At 69.2% G+C, this 20,674-nt stretch carries 16 protein-coding genes; 5 read left to right on the plus strand and 11 right to left on the minus strand.

Features of this window, described 5'->3' with window-relative positions:
• The first annotated feature begins 5 nt into the window (after positions 1 to 5).
• Positions 6 to 809, plus strand: a complete 804-nt coding sequence (locus tag GGQ80_RS13790) for an SDR family NAD(P)-dependent oxidoreductase (RefSeq protein ID WP_183985807.1) — start codon at positions 6 to 8, stop codon at positions 807 to 809.
• A 43-nt stretch (positions 810 to 852) separates the two neighbouring features.
• On the opposite strand, the gene GGQ80_RS13795 is transcribed toward GGQ80_RS13790, so the two are convergent.
• Together GGQ80_RS13795 and GGQ80_RS13800 are read right to left on the minus strand one after the other, a co-directional pair.
• Positions 853 to 1,746 carry an SDR family oxidoreductase gene (locus GGQ80_RS13795; protein WP_183985809.1) on the minus strand — a complete coding sequence of 298 codons (894 nt, stop codon included), beginning with the start codon at positions 1,744 to 1,746 and terminating at the stop codon, positions 853 to 855.
• Between the two features lie 45 nt (positions 1,747 to 1,791).
• Entirely contained in the window at positions 1,792 to 3,618 is a 1,827-nt protein-coding gene (locus GGQ80_RS13800) for a glycoside hydrolase family 15 protein (protein ID WP_183985811.1), read from the minus strand.
• 222 nt (positions 3,619 to 3,840) lie between these two features.
• On the opposite strand from GGQ80_RS13800, the gene GGQ80_RS13805 reads away from it, so the two are divergent.
• On the plus strand, positions 3,841 to 5,349 hold the full coding sequence (locus GGQ80_RS13805; RefSeq protein ID WP_183985813.1) for an FAD-dependent oxidoreductase: 1,509 nt from the start codon (positions 3,841 to 3,843) through the stop codon (positions 5,347 to 5,349).
• Positions 5,350 to 5,356: 7 nt separating this feature from the next.
• Here the strand turns inward: GGQ80_RS13805 and GGQ80_RS13810 are convergent, their stop codons facing one another.
• The 9 genes from GGQ80_RS13810 to GGQ80_RS13850 form a co-directional block, all read right to left on the minus strand.
• Positions 5,357 to 6,262, minus strand: a complete 906-nt coding sequence (locus tag GGQ80_RS13810; protein WP_183985815.1) for a glycosyltransferase — start codon at positions 6,260 to 6,262, stop codon at positions 5,357 to 5,359.
• The gene (locus GGQ80_RS13815) at positions 6,259 to 7,143 is read right to left on the minus strand and encodes a polysaccharide pyruvyl transferase family protein (protein WP_183985817.1); all 885 of its coding nucleotides are present in this window, start codon (positions 7,141 to 7,143) and stop codon (positions 6,259 to 6,261) included. Before GGQ80_RS13815 ends, GGQ80_RS13810 begins: the two co-directional genes overlap by 4 nt.
• Positions 7,140 to 8,213 (minus strand): glycosyltransferase, encoded by a 1,074-nt coding sequence (locus GGQ80_RS13820; RefSeq protein WP_183985819.1) that lies wholly within the window; start codon positions 8,211 to 8,213, stop codon positions 7,140 to 7,142. Before GGQ80_RS13820 ends, GGQ80_RS13815 begins: the two co-directional genes overlap by 4 nt.
• Positions 8,210 to 9,139, minus strand: coding sequence for a galactosyltransferase-related protein (locus GGQ80_RS13825; protein WP_183985822.1), 930 nt, complete (start codon positions 9,137 to 9,139; stop codon positions 8,210 to 8,212). The genes GGQ80_RS13820 and GGQ80_RS13825 overlap by 4 nt, the downstream gene beginning before the upstream one ends.
• A complete protein-coding gene (locus GGQ80_RS13830; RefSeq protein ID WP_183985824.1) occupies positions 9,136 to 10,281 on the minus strand; it encodes a glycosyltransferase in 1,146 nt (381 codons plus the stop codon). Before GGQ80_RS13830 ends, GGQ80_RS13825 begins: the two co-directional genes overlap by 4 nt.
• Positions 10,278 to 12,293, minus strand: a complete 2,016-nt coding sequence (locus tag GGQ80_RS13835; protein ID WP_246347110.1) for an HAD family hydrolase — start codon at positions 12,291 to 12,293, stop codon at positions 10,278 to 10,280. The genes GGQ80_RS13830 and GGQ80_RS13835 overlap by 4 nt, the downstream gene beginning before the upstream one ends.
• Positions 12,294 to 12,480: 187 nt before the next feature.
• Positions 12,481 to 13,179, minus strand: coding sequence for a VIT1/CCC1 transporter family protein (locus GGQ80_RS13840; protein WP_183985828.1), 699 nt, complete (start codon positions 13,177 to 13,179; stop codon positions 12,481 to 12,483).
• Entirely contained in the window at positions 13,176 to 16,349 is a 3,174-nt protein-coding gene (locus GGQ80_RS13845) for an efflux RND transporter permease subunit (protein ID WP_183985830.1), read from the minus strand. Before GGQ80_RS13845 ends, GGQ80_RS13840 begins: the two co-directional genes overlap by 4 nt.
• Positions 16,346 to 17,599, minus strand: coding sequence for a TolC family protein (locus tag GGQ80_RS13850; RefSeq protein ID WP_183985832.1), 1,254 nt, complete (start codon positions 17,597 to 17,599; stop codon positions 16,346 to 16,348). The genes GGQ80_RS13845 and GGQ80_RS13850 overlap by 4 nt, the downstream gene beginning before the upstream one ends.
• Positions 17,600 to 17,725: 126 nt before the next feature.
• On the opposite strand from GGQ80_RS13850, the gene GGQ80_RS13855 reads away from it, so the two are divergent.
• The 3 genes from GGQ80_RS13855 to GGQ80_RS13865 all read left to right on the plus strand — a co-directional run bounded on the left by GGQ80_RS13855 (position 17,726) and on the right by GGQ80_RS13865 (position 20,657).
• Complete coding sequence (locus GGQ80_RS13855) at positions 17,726 to 18,403, plus strand: winged helix-turn-helix domain-containing protein (RefSeq protein ID WP_183986029.1); 678 nt, start codon at positions 17,726 to 17,728, stop codon at positions 18,401 to 18,403.
• Entirely contained in the window at positions 18,381 to 19,757 is a 1,377-nt protein-coding gene (locus tag GGQ80_RS13860; protein ID WP_183985834.1) for a sensor histidine kinase, read from the plus strand. The genes GGQ80_RS13855 and GGQ80_RS13860 overlap by 23 nt, the downstream gene beginning before the upstream one ends.
• Positions 19,758 to 19,886: 129 nt before the next feature.
• Positions 19,887 to 20,657, plus strand: a complete 771-nt coding sequence (locus GGQ80_RS13865) for a PEPxxWA-CTERM sorting domain-containing protein (RefSeq protein ID WP_246347091.1) — start codon at positions 19,887 to 19,889, stop codon at positions 20,655 to 20,657.
• The last annotated feature ends 17 nt before the right edge of the window (positions 20,658 to 20,674 follow it).

Here is a 20,674-nt window from a genome sequence, read left to right on the forward strand (position 1 = left end):
ATTGTATGGACCTGGGCATCAAGGGCCGGATCGCGCTGATCAGCGGGTCTGATTCCGGTATGGGCAAGGAGACGGCGCGGCTGTTGCTGGAAGCGGGCGTCCGCGTCGCGCTGACCGACAAGCCGGGCGGTACGATCGACGAGGCGGTGAACGAGCTGTCGCCGCTCGGTGAGGTGATCGCGGTGACCGGCGACGTCACCAAGCCGGACGACGTCGCCTCCATCTGGCGCCAGGTGCGCGAGAAGCTGGGCGATCCCGACATCTATGTGAATGCGGCCGGCGTGACGGGTGCGACCGGCGATTTCCTGGAGGTCGACGATGCCGGCTGGCTGGAGACGCTCGACATCAACCTGATGGGCGCGGTGCGGATGTGCCGCGAGGCGATTCCGGCGATGCGGCGCAGCGGCTGGGGGCGGATCGTGCTGTTCGCATCGGAAGATGCGGTGCAGCCCTATGTCGACGAACTTGCCTATTGCGCGTCGAAGGCCGGGATCCTCAGCCTCGCGAAGGGGCTGTCCAAGGCCTATGGCTGCGACAATGTGCTGGTGAACACGGTGTCGCCGGCGTTCATCGCGACGCCGATGACCGATAAGATGATGCGGAAGCGCGCCGAGGAACAGGGCGTGAGCTTCGACGAGGCGATCGAGAGCTTCCTCGACGAGGAACGCCCTGGCATGGTGCTGAAGCGGCGCGGCAAGCCCGAGGAGGTCGCCGCCGCCGTCGCCTTCCTGGTGTCGGAGCGCGCGAGTTTCATCAATGGCGCGGGTATCCGGGTCGATTCAGGCTCCGTCTTCACGATCGCCGGCTGAGCGGAAAGAAGCCCCGGCGGATCAGCGCCGCCGGGGTCTCGTTTCAGGCGATGCCGGCGCCGCCGGTCACGCCGTAGACCTCGCCGTTGATATAGCTCGCCTCCTGGCTGGCGAGCAGGACATAGACCGGCGCGATCTCGACCGGCTGGCCGGGGCGGCCATAGGCGCTCTTCTCGCCGAACTTCATCACCGCTCCCTCGGGCTGGCCGCCCGACGATTGCAGCGGCGTCCAGAACGGGCCCGGCGCGACGACGTTGGCGCGGATGCCCTTTTCCAGCAGCTGCGCGGCCAGCGCTTTGGTGTAGGCGACGATACCCGCCTTCGTCGTGGCATAGTCGAGCAGGATGGCCGAGGGATCATAGGCCTGGACCGACGCGGTGGTGATCACCGCAGCGCCGGCGGGCAGGTGCGGCACCGCGGCCTGCGCGATCCAGTGCATCGCATAGAGGTTGGTCTTCAGCGTCCGATCGAAATCGGCGGACGACACCTCGGCGATATTCTCGCGATACTGCTGGCTGCCCGCGTTGATAACGAGAATGTCGAGGCCGCCCAGCTTCTCCACCGCCTGCTCGACCAGCGATCGGCACCAGGCCTCGTCGGTGATGTCGCCGGGCAGGTCGACGGCGGTGCGCCCCTCCGCCTCGATCAGGGCGATAACGTTGGCGGCGTCCTGGCGCTCGGAGGGCAGGTACGCGATGGCGACGTCGGCGCCCTCGCGGGCATAGGCGATCGCGGCGGCGCGACCGATGCCGCTGTCGCCGCCGGTAATCAGGGCCTTGCGCTCGGTCAGCTTGCCCGAACCGCGGTAGCTCTCCTCGCCATGGTCGGGGACGGGGTCCATCTTCGCGGCGGTGCCCGGCACCGGCTGCGGCTGGCGGGGGAAGGGGGGCTTGGGATATTGCTCGCGCGGGTCCTGCATCGTCAGACGATTGGTCATGAATTTCTCCGTTGAGGGGACGGTGACCAACCGTCGACGTGCCGATCAGTCGCAGGCCGCGGCGTCGTTCAGGACGGAAAGCGCCATTAAATGGGCAAGATGGCTCAATCCTTGAGGCATGTTACCCAGAAATTCGTGGGCATGCGGGTCGACCATCTCGGCCAGGACGCCATGGCCGTCGGGTAGCGCCGCCACCAGCGCGTCGAGCGCCGCGCGCGCCTGGTCGCGCTGGCCCAGCTGCGCCCGCGCCTCGACCATCCAGAACGAGCAGGCGAGGAAGCAACCCTCCTCGCTCGCCATGCCGGTGTAGCGGTAATGGAAGGGGCCAGCGCCCAGCTCGCGATCGATCGCATCGAGCGTCAGCCGCAGTCGGTCGGCGCCGTCGAAGCCGAAGCGAACGGCCAGCGCCATCGAGGCGTCGATCTTGTCGCTGCCGGGGTACATGACGAACGACTGCTGGCTGTTCGACCAGCATTCGCGTTCGATCCACGCCTTGATCCGGTCGCGCTCGCGCTGCCAGCGTTCGCGGCAGGTGGTCGGCAACTGGCCCCCGTCGGCCAGTTCGACGGCACGGGCCAGCGCCTGCCAGCAGCTGACCTTCGACATGGTATAGTGTTGCTGTTCCTGAAGCTCCCACATGCCGGCGTCGGGCAGGCGCCAGCGGTCGGCGCATTGATCGGCCAGATGCGACAGCAGTTCGGCGCTGGCGCTGTCGAGGATGTTGCCGCTGGCGACGAAGCAGGATGCGGTTTCGAAGATATCGCCATAGACGCCGTGCTGGCTCTGGTCGGTGGCGAGGTTGCCGGTCACGACGGGGCGGCTGCCGCGATAGCCAGGCATCGCCCATTCGGCGACGTCAGGCACCACGCCGCCGTCAAGCGTGTAGCAGACGCGCGTGCCGGTCTCCCGCAACTGGTTGAGCAGCCACGTGAATGCGGCCTTCGCCTCGGCCTGGGCGCCGGCGGTCAGGAACGCCTTGATCGTGTAGCCCGCGTCGCGGATCCAGGCGTAGCGATAGTCGAAGTTCTTGGCTCCGCCGATCCCTTCGGGCAGCGAGGTGGTCGCCGCCGCGGCGATCGCGCCCGACGGCGAGTACAGCAGCAGCTTCAGCGCGAGGGCGCTGCGGACGAAGGCGGGGCGATCGTCACCGTCATAGGTGAGGCGGGCGGCCCAGTCGCGCCATTCGGTGTCGGACAGGTCGATGCGCGCGTCGATCTCCTCGATTCCCGGTGCGACCAGCGGCTCGTCGCGCCCCGCCACGATCGCGACGGTGCGACGCTCGCCGGCGTTCACGATCACCTCGCCGGTGATGCCCTCGTCCGACCAGCGACAGGTGATCGCCGGATGATGGACGAAGAGGCCAAGCACGCGCTCGACATGGAAGACGGTGTGCTTGCCGATCGTCGAATGATAGGGATTGACGGTGTCGCCGCGGCGCCCCGGGCGCATCGTCAGCGCGAAACGGACGCTGCCCTCCAGCCCCTCGATCCGGCGGGCGAGCTCGGCCCAGGGCAGGCGGCCGGCGGTGCCGCTGTTGAGCGATTCGGTCAGCCGTGCGCGCCCGGTGTCGGTGGTGAAGACCGTCTCGAGCACATTGCTGTCGTCGCGATAGCGGCGCTCGATCGTGAAGGGTGCGTCGGGCGTCAGGCTGAACCGGCCGCCTTCCTCCGCGTCGAGCAGGCGATCGAACAGCGGCGGCGAATCGAGATTGGGGACGCACCACCAGTCGATCGAACCGTCGGTGCCCGACAGCACCACCGACCGGCCGTCGCCGAGTGCGCCATAGCGGGCGAGCGGCAGATAGCCGTCGATCCGAGCATCGGGACGGGCTGCTGCGTCGCCGAAGAGGCGGTCGACCAGCGCGGTCAGCATCGGCGTCGGTCGTTGTGATCCAGCGCCATGCGGTGCGGCCTTGAGTGGTTGGAGAGCCTTACAATGTTTCTGGTGGCCGTTGGTTCGCCGACCCGGTGACGAAATGTGCGAGAGCGGACGGGCTGGACTGTCGCAGGGAACCGCGCCCCACCGGGTGCGCTTCGCTCACTGAACCGGATCTGTCGCGCCCGCGACGGTCGATCCCCACGAGGACAGGCACCGATGACGGAACGTGATTTGGCAGCAGGCATCGACGCGAGCGAGATCGGCGAAGACTGCGTCGTGGCGGGCGAAGTCGACGGCGAGCCCGTCGTCCTGCTGCGCAGCGGTGGCAAGCTGTGCGCGCTGGCGGGCCTCTGCACCCATGCCAAGGCGCCGTTGGCGGACGGCATCGTTGCGGACGGGACGCTGCGCTGTCCCTGGCATCACGCTCGCTTCGACGTCGCTACCGGCGAGGCGGTCGACGCGCCCGCCTTCGCGCCGCTGCAACGGTTCGAGGTGGTAGAAGAGAATGGAACGGTCCGCGTCGGCGAGCCCGTCGCCGCTGCCGAGGCAACCGCCGCGCCGGCGCGCGATATCGGGCGCGTGGTCATCGTCGGCGGCGGCGCCGCGGGCCATGCCTGCGCCGAGATGCTCGCACGGCACGGCGCAGGGTCGGCGGTGACGATGCTGAGCGACGAGGCGGAGGCGCCCTATGACCGCACCGCCTGTTCCAAGGCCTATCTGGCGGGCGAGGCCGAGCGTGGCGACTTGCCGCTGCCCGCCCCGGATGGGGCGGAGATCCGCCTCGGCATATCGGTCGAGCGGATCGATCGGGAGGCGCGGCTGGTGCATCCGGCGGTGGGCGAGGCGGTTCCCTACGACACGCTGATCCTTGCTACCGGTGCGGAACCGATCGTCCCCGAGTTTGAAGGGGCGGATCGCGACGACGTCCACGTCGTCCGCACGCTGGCCGACGCCGATGCGCTGATCGCGGCGGCGCAGGAGGGACGGCGCGCGATCGTCATCGGGTCGAGCTATATCGGGCTGGAGGTCGCCGCCTCGCTGATCGCGCGCGGGATGGCGGTGACGATCGTGTCCGACGCTGCGATCCCGCTGGAGAAGACGGCAGGCGCAGAGGTCGGCGCGATGATCCGCCGGTTGCACGAGGAGAAGGGCGTCACCTTCCTGGCCGAGCGGTCGGTCACGGCCTGGGACGGGACGGCCGCCACGCTCGATGACGGCAGCCGGGTCGAGGGCGATCTGCTGGTCGCCGGAACGGGCGTGAAGCCGCGCGTGGCGCTGGCCGAGGCGGCGGGGCTGACGCTGGCTGACGAGGACGAGGGCGGTGGCGTCAGCGTCGATGCGATGCTGCGGACGTCGGATCCCGCCATCCATGCGATCGGCGACATCGCCAACGCACCCGACCCGCGGCTAGGCCATCCGATCCGCGTCGAGCATTGGGCGGTCGCGCAGCATATGGGCCAGTGGCTGGCGCGGCACCTGCTGGGCCTGGTCGACGGCGGCTACGACAAGGTGCCGTTCTTCTGGTCGGGGCATTACGACGTCAATCTTCGCTATGTTGGCCATGTCGAGACGCCGGACGATGCCTGCGTCGACGGCGATATCGATGCGCGCGACTTTGCGCTGCATCTGAAAGAGGACGGCCGCGAGCAAGCGCTGCTGACCTGCAACCGCGACCGCGCGGCGCTGGAATTCGAGCGCGACCTGGAGCGGGGCAGCGCCGGTTGATAGCGGGTCACCGCCGTTGGCGTGCCGCGGCATAGGCGACCATGCCGCGCCAGGTGTGGCGGAGGCGGAAGCGGTAGAAATGGCGGATGCCGCGGTGGATCGTCACGGGCGCGCGGCGATCCTTGGCAAGGCTGGCGAGGTCGCGCAGCAGGATCGGCAGTACGCGGCGGTCGCGGAACAGGTGCTTGGCGTAGAGCGCGCCGTCGCCGAAGCCATAGCCTGCGAGCAGCGCGGTCTCCTCGGTCACGGCGCGGCGGCCGTGATGATGCGCGACGGTAAAGCGCGGGTCGTAGAGGACGGGAATGCCGGCGCCGAGCGCGCGGAAGAGGAAGTCGGTATCCTCGGCAGCGACGAAGGGGGCGCCGGCGCCGAACCGCTCGTCGAAGTCGCCGACCCGCGTGAGCACATCCGCGGTAAAGGCGAGGTTGGCGCCCATCACGAAACCGCCCGGGAAGCCGCGCGCCGGCGCGACCATCGGATGGTCTTCGGTCTTTACCGTGATCGGAAGGTCGGCGGGGTCGCCCGGCAGGATGCGGCCACCGATGACGACGGGCTCACGAAGGCCTGCGAAACAGGCGGCGAGCGCGGTGAAATAGTCGCGATGGAGGCGGCAGTCGTCGTCGGTCATCGCGATGATCGCGCCGCCGGCCGCCGCCAGCGCCCGGTTGCGCGCACGGGCGAGGCCGGCGCGAGGCTCGTGGAGGAGGGTGACGTTCGTTGCCTGCTTCGCGCGCCATTGCTCGACGATGCTCGCGGTGTCGTCGGTCGAGCCGTTGTCGACGATGACGATGTCGATGGTCAGGCTTGGGGCCGCGCTCAACGCGTCGGTGATCGATGCCAGCAGCAGCGAAAGCGACGCACTGCGGTTGCGGGTGCAGACGAGGAGGCTGATGTCGATCGCGGATTGGGTCACGCTGGCAACGGCTCGCGAAGCAAGAGCGGCGAGCCGCTGGTCCAGGCGTCGATATAGGCGCCGACCTTGCCGTAGCGATTGTCGAGCACCCGGTGCGGGATATCGAGCAGCAGCGCCAGGATATGGCCGTGGAGCCGGTCGGTGACGATCATGCGCCCGCGCGACAGCAGGGCGAGGCCGCGTTGCAGCCTCGCGTCCGCCTGACGCTGGCGCGAGGCGAAATCGGTGCCGCCGATCGCAGCGTCGTCGTGAAGCCAATCGACGACCTCGGCATCCGCCGGCACGATCGACACATGATCGCGACGCTCGCTGTCGCTGCGCATCAACGCCAGAGTCTCGACGGTCGGCGCTCGGCGAGGCTGCGTGCCGAGCGCGAAAGCGGAGTCGGGGGCGAGCAGCGTGCGGTCGCCGAGCCAGGTGGTGGCGATGGCGAGGCTGGGGCGGTCGCGGACGTAGAGCGTCAGGTCCGGGTGAACGTCGGCGAGATCGGCGAAGCGGTAGGCCGCGACGGGATCGTCGAAGTGGATCGATTGCGGCAGCTGGACGAGGCGATAGTCATGCAGCGCGCGGACGACGCCTTCGCGGAAACGCTGGTGATGCGGCCAGATGTCGCCGAGGTTGCCGCCGCCGTGGAGGAAGACGATGCCGTCGGGACAGGCGGCGCGGAAGGCGGCTTCGTCGAAGTCGTGCCAGCACGAGATATAGCAGGGATCGCGCCCGGTGATCCGCCGCAGCATCGCCATTTCGCCAAGCCAGATCGCGCTGTCGCCGACATTCGCATGGTCGGGAAAATCAAGCAGCGCATAACGGTCGCCGGCGCCGACATGCGTCCGGTACAGCCGATCGAGCGCGGCCTGCTGGACGGCGACGACGTCGGTCATGCCGCGAGCGTTGCGGTGGCGGCGGCGACGCTGCGATACAGCGCCTCGCAGCGATCGAGCCAGCGGTCGTGGGTGAACAGGCGAAGCACGCGGTTGCGCGCGATACGGCGGGGGATGGCGAGCGCCTCGACCATCGCGTCGGCGAGCGCGGCGACGTCGCAGGGCGGCGCGAACACGCCGGCCTCGCCGATCACCTCGCGCGCGGCGCCCATGTCGAAGGCGGCGACTGGCAGGCCGCAGGCCATCGCCTCCGCCGCGACGAGCCCGAACGGCTCGTCCCAGCACGGCGTGAAAACGAACAGCGAGGCGCGGCCCAGTTCCCCGGCCAGCGCGTCGCCAGCGAGATGACCGCCATAGGCGACGCCGTCGCCGAGCAGCGGCGCGACCTCTGCCTGCCAGTAATCGGGATCCTCGATCGCGCCGAACAAGGTCAGCGGGATGCCGGCGCGCCGTGCCGCCGCCGCCGCCAGATGCGGGCCCTTGTTGGGGGTGATGCGACCGCACCACGCGGCGGTGCCGTCGCCATGTTCGCCGAACGGCCAGCGTGCGGGATCGATGCCGTTGTGGAGCACCGAGGCTTCGGCGGGCGCGCCCTTGGGCCACCAGGCGGCGAGCTGGCGCGTCGAGGTGACGGTGAGGTGGTGGCGCGGCGACGGGCTGGCGGCGACGAACCAGTGGAGCGCGTCATAGGGCGGGACGTGGAGCGAGGTGACCGTCGGCGTCACCGCCGTCCGGCACTGTTCGAGCGGGAAGCGATGGAGGCTGTTGTTGTGGACGACATCGAAGCCGCCCGCCGCGATCCGGTCGCAGGCGGCGGCATAGCCCGCGTCGAGGTGCGCGATCAGCGGCTGGGTGCCGCGATGCTCGGCCCAGGGGAAGGTCCGCTCATAATGTTCGGCGACGACGGGATCGATAGCGAAGCGCGGGTCGCTGTCGCCCGAGGCGAACAGGACGACGTCGTGGCCGCGCCGCTGCAGCCCGTCGGCGAGATGCCAGCAGTGCGACTCCATCCCGCCGGCGAACGGCTGGGCGATCCGCTGGCGGACATGGGCGAGGATCGCGATCCTCATGCGGCGGCGACGACATCCCGGTGACCCTGCGCCACCATCGCCTCCAGCTGGCGGATGACGCTGGCGGTGTTGGCATAGGGCTGGTGGCTCTGCTGCCCGGTCAGCGCGAGATCGTCGGCATCGGGGCGGCGCAGGATGCGGATCGACTGGCCGGCGGTGTCGTCGATCAGCCCCATCAGGCGGAAGGCGTGCAGCCAATGGCCCATGGTGCGATACCCCCATTTCGCCTCGAACAGCTCGGCGTTGCGCACCACGCTGTCGAGATGGTGGACCGGCGGCATGTGGTGGGGATGATATTGGTGATAGGCGAGGCCGCCCTTGATCCAGGCGATCGCTATGCCGTGCTGGTCGAGCGTCTTCCCGAAGTCGGTATCCTCGCCGCCATAGCCGCTGTAGCGCTCGTCGAACCCGCCGACCGCCAGGAAGGTCGCGCGACGCATCGCGAAGTTGAGCGACCAGAAGCAGCGATAGTCGGCGCAGATCTCGATGCCGCGCGGCGGCGGGCCGCGGCGGTCGGAATGGCGGACGGCGACGCTGGCGAAGCGGTCATAGTCCCAGGCGTTGGTCGCGCCGCCGGGGAGGTACATGACCTCGCCCATCAGCAGCCCGTCGAAATCGGCGATGAAGCCCGCATAGTCGGCGACGAGGCTTGGGGTCGGGATACAGTCCATGTCGAGGAACACGAGCACCTCGCCCGTCGCCAGTCGCGCCGCGGCGTTGCGCGCCGCCGCCAGCGGCAGGGCGTCGTCGGTGATACGGATCTGGCGGATCGGGAACGACGCCTCGGGCAGGACATAATCCTCGTCCTGCATCACCGCGACGATCAGCTCGGTAGGCATGAGGGTCTGGCGGGTGAGGCCGTGGACGACGTTGACGAGGTGATCGGGGCGTCCCTTGGCCAGGGTGACGACGGAAACGGCGGTCATAGGGGACGAGGCTCCAGCGAGGCGGGAAGGTCGGGCGCGGCGAGAGGGGCGCCGAGGCGGGTGGCGAGCGTTTCCAGCCACAGCGCGACGCGATCGGCGGGGGCGTCGTCGATCATCGCGCGCTGGGCATCGGGGCGATGGCCGGCGAGGGCTTCGTCGAGCGCTGCGCTCCACCCTTGCGCTGACGAGGGCAGGTGGGGGCGGACGCAGGCGACGCCGGCGGCGGCGAGCGCCTCCGCCTTGCGATGCTGTTCGTCGAAATAGCGCCATTCGGGCACCGCGAGCCACGGGCGGCCGGCGGCGAGAATTTGCTGGCAGGTGGTATTGCCGGTCGAGGTGATGACGAGATCGGCGGCGGCGATATAGTCGGCGGCATCGTCGACCCAGCCGCGATACTCGATATTGGCGGGCTCGGTCGCGTGCCAATCATGCTGGACCTTGCCGATCGTGATCCAGCGCGCCGACGGGCGGGTGCGCGCGCCGACGCCGAGCGGGGCCTGGGCGAAGCCTTCGCCGCCGCCGCCCGACAGGACGAGGATCAGCTCCTCCTCGACCGCGACGCCGATCCGCTGGCGCGCGACCTCGCGCTCGGGAAGGCGGACGTCGACGCCGAGGCCGCCCGCGAAGCAGGTCTTGGCGAGGAAGGCGTCGCTCCATTCGGGCTGGGCGAGATCGGCGTGAAAGGGCGCGAGCAGCCCCGCGGCGCCGTCATAGGCGGCCTGATGGCCCGCATCGCCCCGGTCGCCGTGCTGGACGACCTTGACGTGGGGCACCGAGCAGATGCGCGCGAGCTGGGCGATTTCCGCCGAGACGTCGCAGATCAGCAGCGCCGGGTCCGCGGCGTCGAACCAGGCCGTCAGCGTCGCCATCGCGCGGCGGATGCCGGGCCAGCCGAGCGGGGCGCAGTGGAGCGTCACCGGGGTCGGCACCCAGTCGAGCGATGGCGCTTCGTCGCCGGTCGGCTCGAACAGCGAGGGCAGGCGGACGATCTCGACGTGCGGGGGCAGAGCCGGGAAGATATCGTCGCGCGCGCAGAAGATGGTCAGCGGACGCGATGGCGGCAGCGCGTTGGCGATCGCTGCGCAGCGCTCGGCATGACCGCGGCCCTGGTGATGGACGAAATAGCCGAACGGACGTGTCATGCGGCGGCTGCCACGCTTCGCGCCCCGGCGGCCGCCTTTGGAAGGTCGAGACCAAGTGCGGCCAGCCCCTCGACGACGCCGCCTGCGTGGTGGCGCCTTGCCCGGTACAGGCCGGCGCGGGACGGCAGCGAGGCCAGTTCGTCGGACGCATTGCCGACCAGGATTGCGTGGCCGCAGGCGGCGAGCATGTCATGATCGTTGCCGCTGTCGCCGGCGGCGACGGCGTCGGCCAGCGTCCAGCCGTGGCGGGCGGCGAAGGCGGCAATCGCGGATGCCTTGCCGCCGCTGGGCGCGAGGACGTCGATCAGGCGGCCATGCGAGAAGACGACGCGGGCCTGAAGCCCGGCATGGGTCAGCGCGCTGCGGATGCGGGCGGCATGGGCGGCGTCGCCGAAGAAGCTGATCTTGTGCGGACCCTCCGTCACGGGCGGTTGGGAGGCAAGGTCGAGCGTGTCGAGCACGGCGGCGACGCCATCGCGGTCCCACCCCGTGTCGAGCGAGCGGGCATAGGCTTCGTCGATGCTCCAGCCGCCCTTGCCATCGGGCAGGCTCAGGGTGGTGCCGACGTCGGTGACGAAGGCATCGGGCATCGGCAGCCGCCAGCGGTTGAGAATCAGCCGTGCCGCATCGATCCCGCGGCCGGTGGCGACGATGAAGGGTTGCGACGATCGACGGCGCCACTCGGCGAAGGCGGCCGCGCCTTCGCGACAGCCGGTGAGCGTGTTGTCGATATCGCTGGCGAGGAAGCGGGGCGTGGCCGCCGCGCCGTATAGCGCGACCGACGATCGGGCGTAGCGATCCCAGCAATACAGGCGGGCACCGCGACGCGCCGCCCGCTGGAGGCGATCATGGTGGGATGGATCGTTCAGGATGGCGAAGACCGCTGCGCCGATCGCGGGCTCGTCGCGCGGATCGACCAGCGTGCCGTGGCCGATCGTCCCGACGATGTCGGCCGCGCCGCCGTGGCGTGTGGCGACGACGGGGACGCCGGCCGCCGCGGCTTCGATCAGCGTCAGGCCGAAGGGTTCGTGGAGCGCCGGATTGACGAAGACGCCGCCTCGCGCCGCCAGCGCATAGAGCGCGGCGACGTCGCCGACGTCGTGGCTAGGCGGCAGGGCGACGCGGCCCTGCAACGCCGGTGTGGCGGCGAGGGCGGACAGTTCGGCGAGGATGGCGGCTTCGTCGGGGCTGGCATGCGCGTGCTGGCCGGCGAGGATGACGAGGTTGGCGGCGCGGCGCAGCCCGTCGTGCGCGGCGTAGCTGCGGACGAGAGCGGCCAGGTTCTTTTTCGCGACCGGCCGCGCGACCGCCAGGATGATGGGACGCTCGGGATGGTCGAGCCAGGTCGCGAGCTCGTCCACGAGCGTCGGCGCGGTCGGGACCAGATCGCGGCGCGGGACGCCGGGCGAGACGACATGGACGCGGGTGCCGAGCGGGACGGCATAGCCGCCGACCTGACGCTGCGCCTCGTCATCGGTCGACACCAGCACCGCCGCCGCGCCGACGATCGCCGCGCGTTCGGCCACGATCCGCGCGTCGAGGCTATCGCCGGCGAGCTGCTGGCTGCGTTTATCGATGCCGAGCGCGTGGGGGGTGAAGACGAAGGGAATGCCGAAGCGGCGCTGCACGGCCGCGGCGACGGCGGCGGCATCGGCGAAATGGGCGTGGACGACGTCGGGGCGCCGGGGCAGCCTCGCCAGATAGTCGCACAGGGCGTCGGTGAAGGCCGGCAGCTCGGCGGCGAGCGCTTCCTTTTCGCAATAGTCCGGGCGGGCGGTCGCGAGCCGGCGGATGTCGAGCTTTGCCGTGATCGGTTCGTGGGCGACGGCATAGGCGTCACCCAGATGCGGGGCATGGAACAGGCGGGTGACGATCGTCACCTGATCGACGTCGGGCAATGCGGCCTGATGCGCCGCGGCTTCGAGAACGTAGGAAATGTGGCCGCCGGTGTCGGCGGTAAGGCCGAACGAGATCGGCGGGCTCTTCAGACAGCCGCCCAACGCCACATGCATGATGAACAAGCGATTCCCCCTCTGTTACCAGGAGGAACGTCGATGCTGTCGTATCGCTCCCGGCGATCATCGGGCGCGGCCGGCGCAAAACCACGCGAAACCGGCATTTCGGTCAGCCATGCTAGGATTATTTCAGCTTGAGCGAGATCAACTCCCCCCAAACCGCCGCTTTTCGATGCAACCAAGGTCAAAGACCGAGTGGCATGACCCTTCCGAGCAGAGCGGTCGCAGCCATCGCCACGGCCCCCAACAGGGTGACGCGCAGCACCGCCTTGGCCATCGGGGCGCCGCCCGCTCTGGCGCCGATCGCGCCGAGGATGGCGAGCAGCAGCAGCGCGGCGACCGGGACGGCGACCACCGCCAGATCGCGCGCGGTCAGGGCGGCGACAAGGACGGGGATGATCGCCCCCGCGGTAAAGGCAGCGGCGGAGAAGACCGCGGCCTGGACCGGGCGCGAACCGCCATCGTCGGCAAGCCCCAATTCGTCGCGACGATGGGCGCTGAGCGCATCCTTGGCCATCATCTGCTCGGCGACGACGCGCGCTATCGCCGGCTCGACGCCGCGATCCACGTAGATTGCGGCGAGCTCGGCGGTTTCATTTTCCGGGTTTCGGTGCAGCTCGGCGGCCTCGCGGGCGAGGTCGGCGGCTTCGGTATCCGCCTGCGAACTGACCGAGACATATTCGCCCGCCGCCATCGACAGCGCGCCGCCGACCAGCGCGGCGCTGCCGGTGAGCAGGATGGTCGAGGTGCCGACACCCGGTGCCGCGGCAACGCCGACGACGAGGCTGGACACCGAGATGATGCCGTCGTTGGCGCCGAGCACCGCAGCACGCAGCCAGCCGGTCCGGTGAACGAGGTGGTGTTCGGTGTTGGCGGCGCTCATGCGGTCTCTCCGCGCGGCGGAACGCTCGACCAGCGGCGTTCGACCCACGCGTAGAGGCTCGGCAGCAAGAGCAGCGTCAGGATGGTCGAGGTGATGATCCCGCCAATGACGACGGTAGCGAGCGGCCGCTGCACCTCCGCCCCCGCGCCGGTCGCGATCGCCATCGGCACGAAGCCGACCGAGGCGACGAGCGCGGTCGAGAGGACGGGGCGCAGGCGATCATGGGCGCCCTGCCGCACTGCCTGGTCGACGGGCAGTGGTTCGCCCTCCCGCCCGTCGCGCAGGCTGTTGATGTGGTCGATCAGGACGAGGCCGTTGAGCATCGCGATGCCCGACAGCGCGATGAAGCCGATCGCGGCGGTGATCGAGAAGGGCATGCCGCGCAGCCACAGCGCCAAGACGCCGCCGGTGACCGCGAAGGGAATGCCGGTGTAGACGATCGCCGCCTCGCGCACGCTGCCGAGCGCGGCATAGACCAGCGCGAAGATCAGGATCAGCGCGGCCGGGACGACGATCGAGAGCCGCTTCTGCGCCGCTTCGAGCTGGTGATACTGCCCGCCGAATTCGATGCGATAGCCGGGCGGCAGTTTCACCTGACCGTCGATCGCGGCCTTCGCCTTCTGCACATAGCCTTCGAGGTCGCTGGTCGACAGGTTGACCATCAGCGCGGCGCGGCGGTTGGTGTCGTCGTGAAGGATCGGCTCGACGATCCGCGTTTCTTGTAACCGGGCGACGCGCGACAGCGGTACCATGCCATAGTCGCCGACGCGAAGCGGCAGCGCGAGGATCGCCGAGGGATCGGCGCGCAGCGATTCGGGCATGCGGATAACGATGGCGTGGCGCGCGGGGCCATGGGGGATGAAGCCGACCTCCGCCCCCGCCAGCGCGTCGCGGATCGCGTCGTTGACCGCCTGCGTGCCGAGGCCGAGCCGGAGCAGCGCGGCATGGTCGAGCTGGATGACGATGCTCTTGGGGCGGCCGGCGGTTTCGAACTCGACGCCCTCGGTGCCGGGCAGCTTTTCCAGGATCGCCTTGGCCTTCGCTGCGGCGCGTTCGAGCGTGTCGTAATCGTCGCCGAACACCTTGACCGACACGTCGGCGCGGACGCCCTCGAGCATCTCGTTGAAGCGCATCTCGATCGGCTGGGCGAATTCGAAGTTCTGGCTCCTGTAGACGCGCTGCGCCACCTTCTCGATGCCGGCGATCAGTTCCTGCTTGGTCCGCGGCATGCCGTCGCCGGTGGGCCAGTCCTTCATCGGGCCATAGAAGATATAGAGGTCGTTCTGCTCGGGCGGCATCGGATCGGTCGCGACCTCGCTGGTGCCGATGCGCGAGAAGGTGTGGGTGATTTGCGGATAGGCGCGGCGGATCGCGATCTCGGTCTGCCTCTCGATCGACAGGCTCTGTTCGAGCGACATGCCGACCGGGCGATAGACCATCGCGGTGATGGCGCCTTCGTCGAGTTGCGGCGTGAATTGCGAGCCGAGCGTCTTGAACGCGAGGAAGGTCGCGGCGAGCAGCGCCAGTGCGCCGATCACGAGCAGCGCGGGATGCGCTAGCGCGCGCTCCAATGCCGGGGTGTAGACGCGCTCGGCGACGCCGACGAAGCCCTTCGCGCGGCCCTCGTCATCGCCGTGCGTCGCGGGTGCGTGCAGCAGCCAGGCCGACAGCGCGGGGACGATGGTGAAGGTCCAGAACAGCCCGGCGACGATCGCCAGCATCACCGCCTGCGCCATCGGCTGGAACAGCTTGCCCTCGACCCCGCCGAGGCTGAGCACGGGGACGTAGACGAGCGCGATGATCGCGATGCCGAAGAAGGTCGGCCGCGCCACCATCCGGGCGGCATGGGCGACGGTGTCGCGGCGCTCCTCGGCCGTCAGGTCCTCGCCCTTCTCGCGGCGGCGGACGGCCATCAGGCGAAGGCTGTTCTCGACCACGACGATGGCGCCGTCGACGATCAGGCCGAAGTCGAGCGCGCCGAGGCTCATCAGGTTACCTGACACCCCGATCGCATGCATGCCGGTGACGGTGACGAGGAAGGCGAGCGGGATGACGAGCGCGACGATGAGCGCCGCGCGCCAATTGCCCATGACGAGCAGCAGCACCAGCGCGACGAGCAGCGCGCCTTCGCCCAGGTTCCGCTCGACGGTGGAGATGGTGCGGTCGACCAGATCGGCGCGGCTGTACTGGCGATCGATCACCATGCCCTTGGGAACCGCGGCCTGAATGCCCGGCAGCGCCTGTTCGACGGCGAGCGCCGTCTCGCGGCTGTTCTGGCCGACCAGCATCATCACGGTGCCCAGCACGGTTTCGCGCCCGTTCTGGGTCGCGGCACCCTGGCGCGGCGCCGAGCCGATGACGACATCGGCGAGATCACGGACCTGGAGCGGCAGGACGCCACCGGCGAACTTGACCGGAATGGCGCCGATCTGCGTCGCGTTCATCACCCGCGCGTCGGTGCGGACGGTGAAGCGCTCAGCGCCGCGACGGACGATGCCGCCGCCGGCATTCTCGACGTTCTTCGCGACCGCGGCGGCGAGCTCTCCGGCGGTGACGCCGTGCATCGTCAGCCGGACGGGATCGGGCTCGACGACGAACTGTTGCTCCAGCCCGCCGTTCGAATTGACGTCGGCGACGCCGGGCACGCCGCGCAGCATCGGGCGAACGGTATATTCCTGCGCCTCGTACAGCTCCATGAGCTGGCGCTGGCGATCCATGCCGGGCGGCGGGCGGCGCCATTCGAGCGTGTAGTAATAGATTTCGCCGAGCCCGGTCGTGATCGGGGCGAGTTGCGGCGTGCTGCCGGGCGGCAGCTGGTTCTGGACGGCGGTGATCCGTTCGGTGACGAGCTGGCGCGCCTTCAGCTGGTCGGTGCCGTCCTTGTAGAGCAGCGTGACCTGGCTGAGTCCGGTCTTGGTCAGCGAGCGAGTCTGGTCGAGGCCCGGCTGGCCGCCCATCGCGCGCTCGATCGGCTGGGTGACGAGGCGCTCGATCTCTTCGGGCGCGAGGGCGGGAACCTGGGTATTGATCTGCACCTGCACCCCGGTGATGTCGGGGATGGCGTCGATCTGGAGATTGGCGAACGACCACAGGCCGACCGCGGCGACCAGCGCGGTCACCAGCGCCACCGCCAGGCGATGGTGAGTGACGTAATCGAGCCAGCGGTTCATCGTGCGAGCGGCGTCCCGCCGTTGAGCGCGCGCAGCTGGAGCAGCGCCTCAAGCGCTTCGCGGCGGGTGTCGAGGACGGCGTTGACCGCGTCGATGTAGCTCTGCTGCATCTGGGTATAAGTGGTCAGCGGGATCGCGCCGAGGCGATAGTTGCGATCGGCGTCGGCGGCGGCTTCGGCGAAGCGCTTCGGGCTTTCGCCGTCCCATTTGGTCAGGGCGTCGCGCTTCGCCTCATATTGCGCGGCCTGATCGAACACGTCGCGGATGATGCGCCGCTCGGCGTTGATGAGGGTTGCGTTGGCCTGCGCCTGCTTGCCCTGCTCGATCGCGACGTCGCCCGCCTGGCGGTTCCAGAGCGGAATGCTGGTCGACAGGCGGACGCCGTAGTTGGTTTCGCGAATGTCGGAGCGGGCGCGGTCGTAATAGGGGCCGACGCTGACCGTGGGTATCCGCGCCTTCTTCGCCAGGTCGACGCGAAGCCCCTGCTGCTCGAATTGCGCGCGCAGGGCCTTCAGCTCGAAGTTGTTCTGCGCGGCATTGGCGGCGAGCGCCTGGCCGGAGGGCAGTGCGGGGAGCGACATGTCCGGGCGGATGATGCGCACCCTTGCGGCGAGGGGCGCACCGCGTAGCTGGTTCAGTTCGTAGAGGATCGAATTGGCTTCGGCGTCGGCGCTGGCAGCGGAGCGTTCGGCGCTGATCGCACCCGCAACCAGCGAGGCGGCTTCGAGCTGCGGCGCCGGGCCGGCGGGGTCGCGGCTGACGAGGACGCGGGCGAGCGTGCGCATGCGGGCCGCGACCTCTCGCGCTGCCGCCGCCTTCTCGTCGGCAGCGAACAGGCCATAGCCGAGCGACCGGGCGCGCGCGGCGAGCGTCGCGTCGAACTGCTGCAGCCCGATACGGGCGAGCGCGACCTGGCGCTCGGCGATTGCCCGACGCAGCGCAATGCGGCCGCCGAACTCGATCGGCTGGACGACGGAGACGGCATAGGTCAGCCCCTCGCCGGTCACCGCACCGCTCGTCAGGTCCTGCGCGCGGCGCTGGCCGAATTCGACCACCGCTTCGGGATCGGCCCAGCGACCCGCCGCGTCGCGCTCGACGCCCGCGGTTTCGATCTGGCGCTGATAGAATTGGCGTTCGGGATTGTGCGTGACGACGTCCTGCGCCAGCGCGTCGAGCGAGATCGCCGCCGTCTGTGCAGTGGCCGGGGCCGCCGCGATCGTTATCAGGCCGGCAACAACTGCGAACCGCATCCCAAACTCCTCGCCCGCCCACCGCCTGCTAACCGAGGGTCGGGTTGGACGTCGACTAAATCCCGGTTCAGAAACTGAAACGCTATTCAGTTGACGGTGGCGTACCAAGGCGGCGAACAGGTGGCCGTGACGCATATCCTGCTCATCGAGGACGACGACGGGACGGCGGACGAGATCCTGCTGGAACTCGCCACTGCCGGCCATGCCGCGACGCGGACGGCGACGTTGCGCGACGGTGACCCGTTGGCGCGCGGCGGCGATATCGACCTGATGATCCTCGATCGGCAACTGCCCGACGGCGAGGGGCTGGCGCTGCTCGCCGACCTGCGGCGCGACGGTGTACGGACGCCGGCGCTGGTGCTGAGCGCGCTCGGTAGCCTGGACGATCGGGTTCGCGGACTGAAGGCGGGCGGCGACGACTATCTGGCCAAGCCCTTCGCGCTGGTCGAGCTGGTGGCGCGGGTCGAGGCGCTGTTGCGGCGACCCAACGATACCCGCGACACGCGGCTGATCGCCGGGCCGATCGACCTCGACCTGCTGGCGGGGCGGGGGATGCGCGCCGGCCGGCCGCTCGAGCTGTTGCCGCGCGAGCTGAAATTGCTGGAATATCTGGTGCGGCGGCAGGGGCGGATCGTCACCCGTTCGATGCTGCTCCAGGATGTGTGGGGGTATAGCTTCGAGCCCAACAGCAACGTCGTCGATGTCCACATGGGCCGGTTGCGGCGCAAGGTCGATATCGATGGCGAGGCGCAGCTGATCCGCAACGTGCGCGGCCAGGGTTATGTCTTCGATCTTCCGGCCTGATCCTCGGCGGCGCGCGACGTTGCGCTGGGGCGGCGCGCTGGCGGCGATGCTCGTGCTCCAGTCGATCGCGCTGGCGGCGGTGTTCTGGGTGCTCGCCAACGGCAGCCATCGGCGCTCGATCGAACATGCGCTGGCCGACGACTGCACCTTCTTCGCGCTGACGCCTGGTGAGGAGCGGCCCGAGGAACTGCGCGAGAAGCTGACCCGCGACATCCACCGCGACCGGTTCCTGGGGCTGTTCGACGCGCAAGGGCGTCTGATCGCGGGCAACGTCGGGCGATTGCCGCCGAGCGTGCCGCCAGGCGCCTCGTTCGTCGCCGATGTCGCGCCGACCGAACTGCCGGGCAAGCGCAGCGACCAGGCGCGGATCACCGTTTGTGCGATGCCCGACGGCACCCGGCTACTCGCCGGTGTCGACCTCGACGATACCGAGGAGGCGTTGCGGCTGGTGTGGCGGTCGCTGCTGCTCGGTCTTGCGCCGGGGCTGGCGATGGCGCTGATCTTCGGGCTGGTCGCTGGGCGGCGGGCGGCGCGACAGGTCGATACGGTGCGGCAGCTGACCGAGCGGATCATCGCCGGCGATCTCGGCGAGCGGCTGCCGGTCGCGGCGCGGCCGGACAGTTTCGGGCTGCTCTGCGCCGATATCAACGCGATGCTCGACCGGCTGCAGCAACTGGTCGGCGAGGTGCGCGGCGTCGGCGACGATATCGCCCACCAGATCCGCACGCCGCTGACCCGGCTGCGGGCGCGGCTCGACCGCGGCTTGCGCGATGCGCGGACGCCCGGCGATTTCGCGGCGGTGTCGGACAGCGCGCTCGCCGACGTCGACGTCCTGCTCGGCATCGTCGGCGCGTTGCTGCGGCTGCGCGAACTGGGCGATCATGCCCGCCGCAGCCGGTTCGCGCCGGTCGAGCTGGCGCAGCTGATCGACGACGCCTGCGACCTGTATCGCCCGATCGCGGAGGATCGCGGGCTGACGCTGACCTGCGCGATCGCGCCGGTGCCCGTGATCGAGGGCGACGCCAGCCTGCTGATGGAGGCGGTGACCAACATGATCGACAATGCGATAAAATACGGGCCGCCGCGGGGCGTGATCCGCGTGTCGCTGGGCATGGCGGGCGAGGCGATCGGGGTCAGCGTCGCCGATGAGGGAGAGGGCGTGCCGCCCGCCGAACGGCCGCTGGTGACGCAGCGCTTCTATCGCGCGCGGTCGGACGTGGCGGGGGTGGGGCTTGGGCTCAGCCTGGTGAAGGCGGTGGCCGACCTGCACGGCGCCCAGCTTCGCTTCGCCGACCAGGGGAGTGCGGTGTCGCTGATCTGGCCGTTGCGTACCGAGGCACCGCGATCGGCTTGAAAGAGATCACAGTTTGTGGCTTTTTCAACAAGTTTCCCCGCGACATGCCCCACTACGTGGGTTAACCGCGGTTAACGGACGTGCCGCCACACCTAAAGGCGGTCGCCGATCGACGGGGAAAAGCAGATTATGCGGGGTCTTGCGCTGGCCATCATCGGCCTGATGGGTTTTCTGTGTCCGACGAGTGTATTCGCGGCCACGACGATCAATTTTACCGGCGTTTCCAGTCGCGGTGCTGCCAGTCTCGTTCGAAGCGGTGTCGATACCGTCACCTACTCCTTGGAAGATCGTTCCGTCGATCGCGTTTCCGGATCGGTCACGATCGACTTCGCATCCGTCACGCCTACGGTCATTAGCGGCATACGGCCGTTTTACTTTTACACGAGCGACAGCCCCAGCTTCATCTCCTTCAACTTTGACGGCGGCCGGGTGCAACCTATCACCAGCGGAGCAGCGATAGGTGGCGTCGTCACGATTGCCATCGAGCCGGATCTAAGGACCGTAGAGATAGTCATTAGTGCGCGCAATTTTCAGCGAGCTACAGGCGCACCTCTTGTCGAGACCACGCGGGTGATAGATAGACAGCTTTATCTCGAGTTGACGGGCACGCTGGCCGATCCGTTCGATGCCCAGCGCGGCTTCACCTTGTCCCGCGTCGATACGGCAACGTACGACGCCATCAACAGCGATCAGACCGTCGTCTATGATAATGGCGCCGTGTTGGGGCGTAGTGGTTTCGACATCTACTCGAAAGGCAACATTACGACGGTCAATGGCCTGACCGTCGGCGCCCTACCCGAGCCCGTTGCTTGGGCCATGCTCCTAATCGGCTTTGGCATGACCGGTGCGGCGCTGCGTCATCGCGGCCGGAAGGTCGCCGCGACCGTGGGGTCGCGCTGATCGTCGTCGCTCCTCCC

Origin of the sequence: Sphingomonas jinjuensis (assembly GCF_014197105.1) — a bacterium.
In the GTDB taxonomy this organism is placed as follows: domain Bacteria; phylum Pseudomonadota; class Alphaproteobacteria; order Sphingomonadales; family Sphingomonadaceae; genus Sphingomonas; species Sphingomonas jinjuensis.

Bases quoted from the DNA above. Each gene is read 5' to 3' on its own strand.
- GGQ80_RS13790 (WP_183985807.1), top strand. From the start codon at position 6: ATGGACCTGGGCATCAAGGGCCGGATCGCGCTGATCAGCGGGTCTGAT.
- GGQ80_RS13795 (WP_183985809.1), bottom strand. From the start codon at position 1,746: ATGACCAATCGTCTGACGATGCAGGACCCGCGCGAGCAATATCCCAAG.
- GGQ80_RS13800 (WP_183985811.1), bottom strand. From the start codon at position 3,618: ATGCTGACCGCGCTGGTCGACCGCCTCTTCGGCGACGCAGCAGCCCGT.
- GGQ80_RS13805 (WP_183985813.1), top strand. From the start codon at position 3,841: ATGACGGAACGTGATTTGGCAGCAGGCATCGACGCGAGCGAGATCGGC.
- GGQ80_RS13815 (WP_183985817.1), bottom strand. From the start codon at position 7,143: ATGACCGACGTCGTCGCCGTCCAGCAGGCCGCGCTCGATCGGCTGTAC.
- GGQ80_RS13820 (WP_183985819.1), bottom strand. From the start codon at position 8,213: ATGAGGATCGCGATCCTCGCCCATGTCCGCCAGCGGATCGCCCAGCCG.
- GGQ80_RS13825 (WP_183985822.1), bottom strand. From the start codon at position 9,139: ATGACCGCCGTTTCCGTCGTCACCCTGGCCAAGGGACGCCCCGATCAC.
- GGQ80_RS13830 (WP_183985824.1), bottom strand. From the start codon at position 10,281: ATGACACGTCCGTTCGGCTATTTCGTCCATCACCAGGGCCGCGGTCAT.
- GGQ80_RS13835 (WP_246347110.1), bottom strand. From the start codon at position 12,293: ATGCATGTGGCGTTGGGCGGCTGTCTGAAGAGCCCGCCGATCTCGTTC.
- GGQ80_RS13840 (WP_183985828.1), bottom strand. From the start codon at position 13,179: ATGAGCGCCGCCAACACCGAACACCACCTCGTTCACCGGACCGGCTGG.
- GGQ80_RS13845 (WP_183985830.1), bottom strand. From the start codon at position 16,349: ATGAACCGCTGGCTCGATTACGTCACTCACCATCGCCTGGCGGTGGCG.
- GGQ80_RS13850 (WP_183985832.1), bottom strand. From the start codon at position 17,599: ATGCGGTTCGCAGTTGTTGCCGGCCTGATAACGATCGCGGCGGCCCCG.
- GGQ80_RS13860 (WP_183985834.1), top strand. From the start codon at position 18,381: ATGTCTTCGATCTTCCGGCCTGATCCTCGGCGGCGCGCGACGTTGCGC.
- GGQ80_RS13865 (WP_246347091.1), top strand. From the start codon at position 19,887: ATGCGGGGTCTTGCGCTGGCCATCATCGGCCTGATGGGTTTTCTGTGT.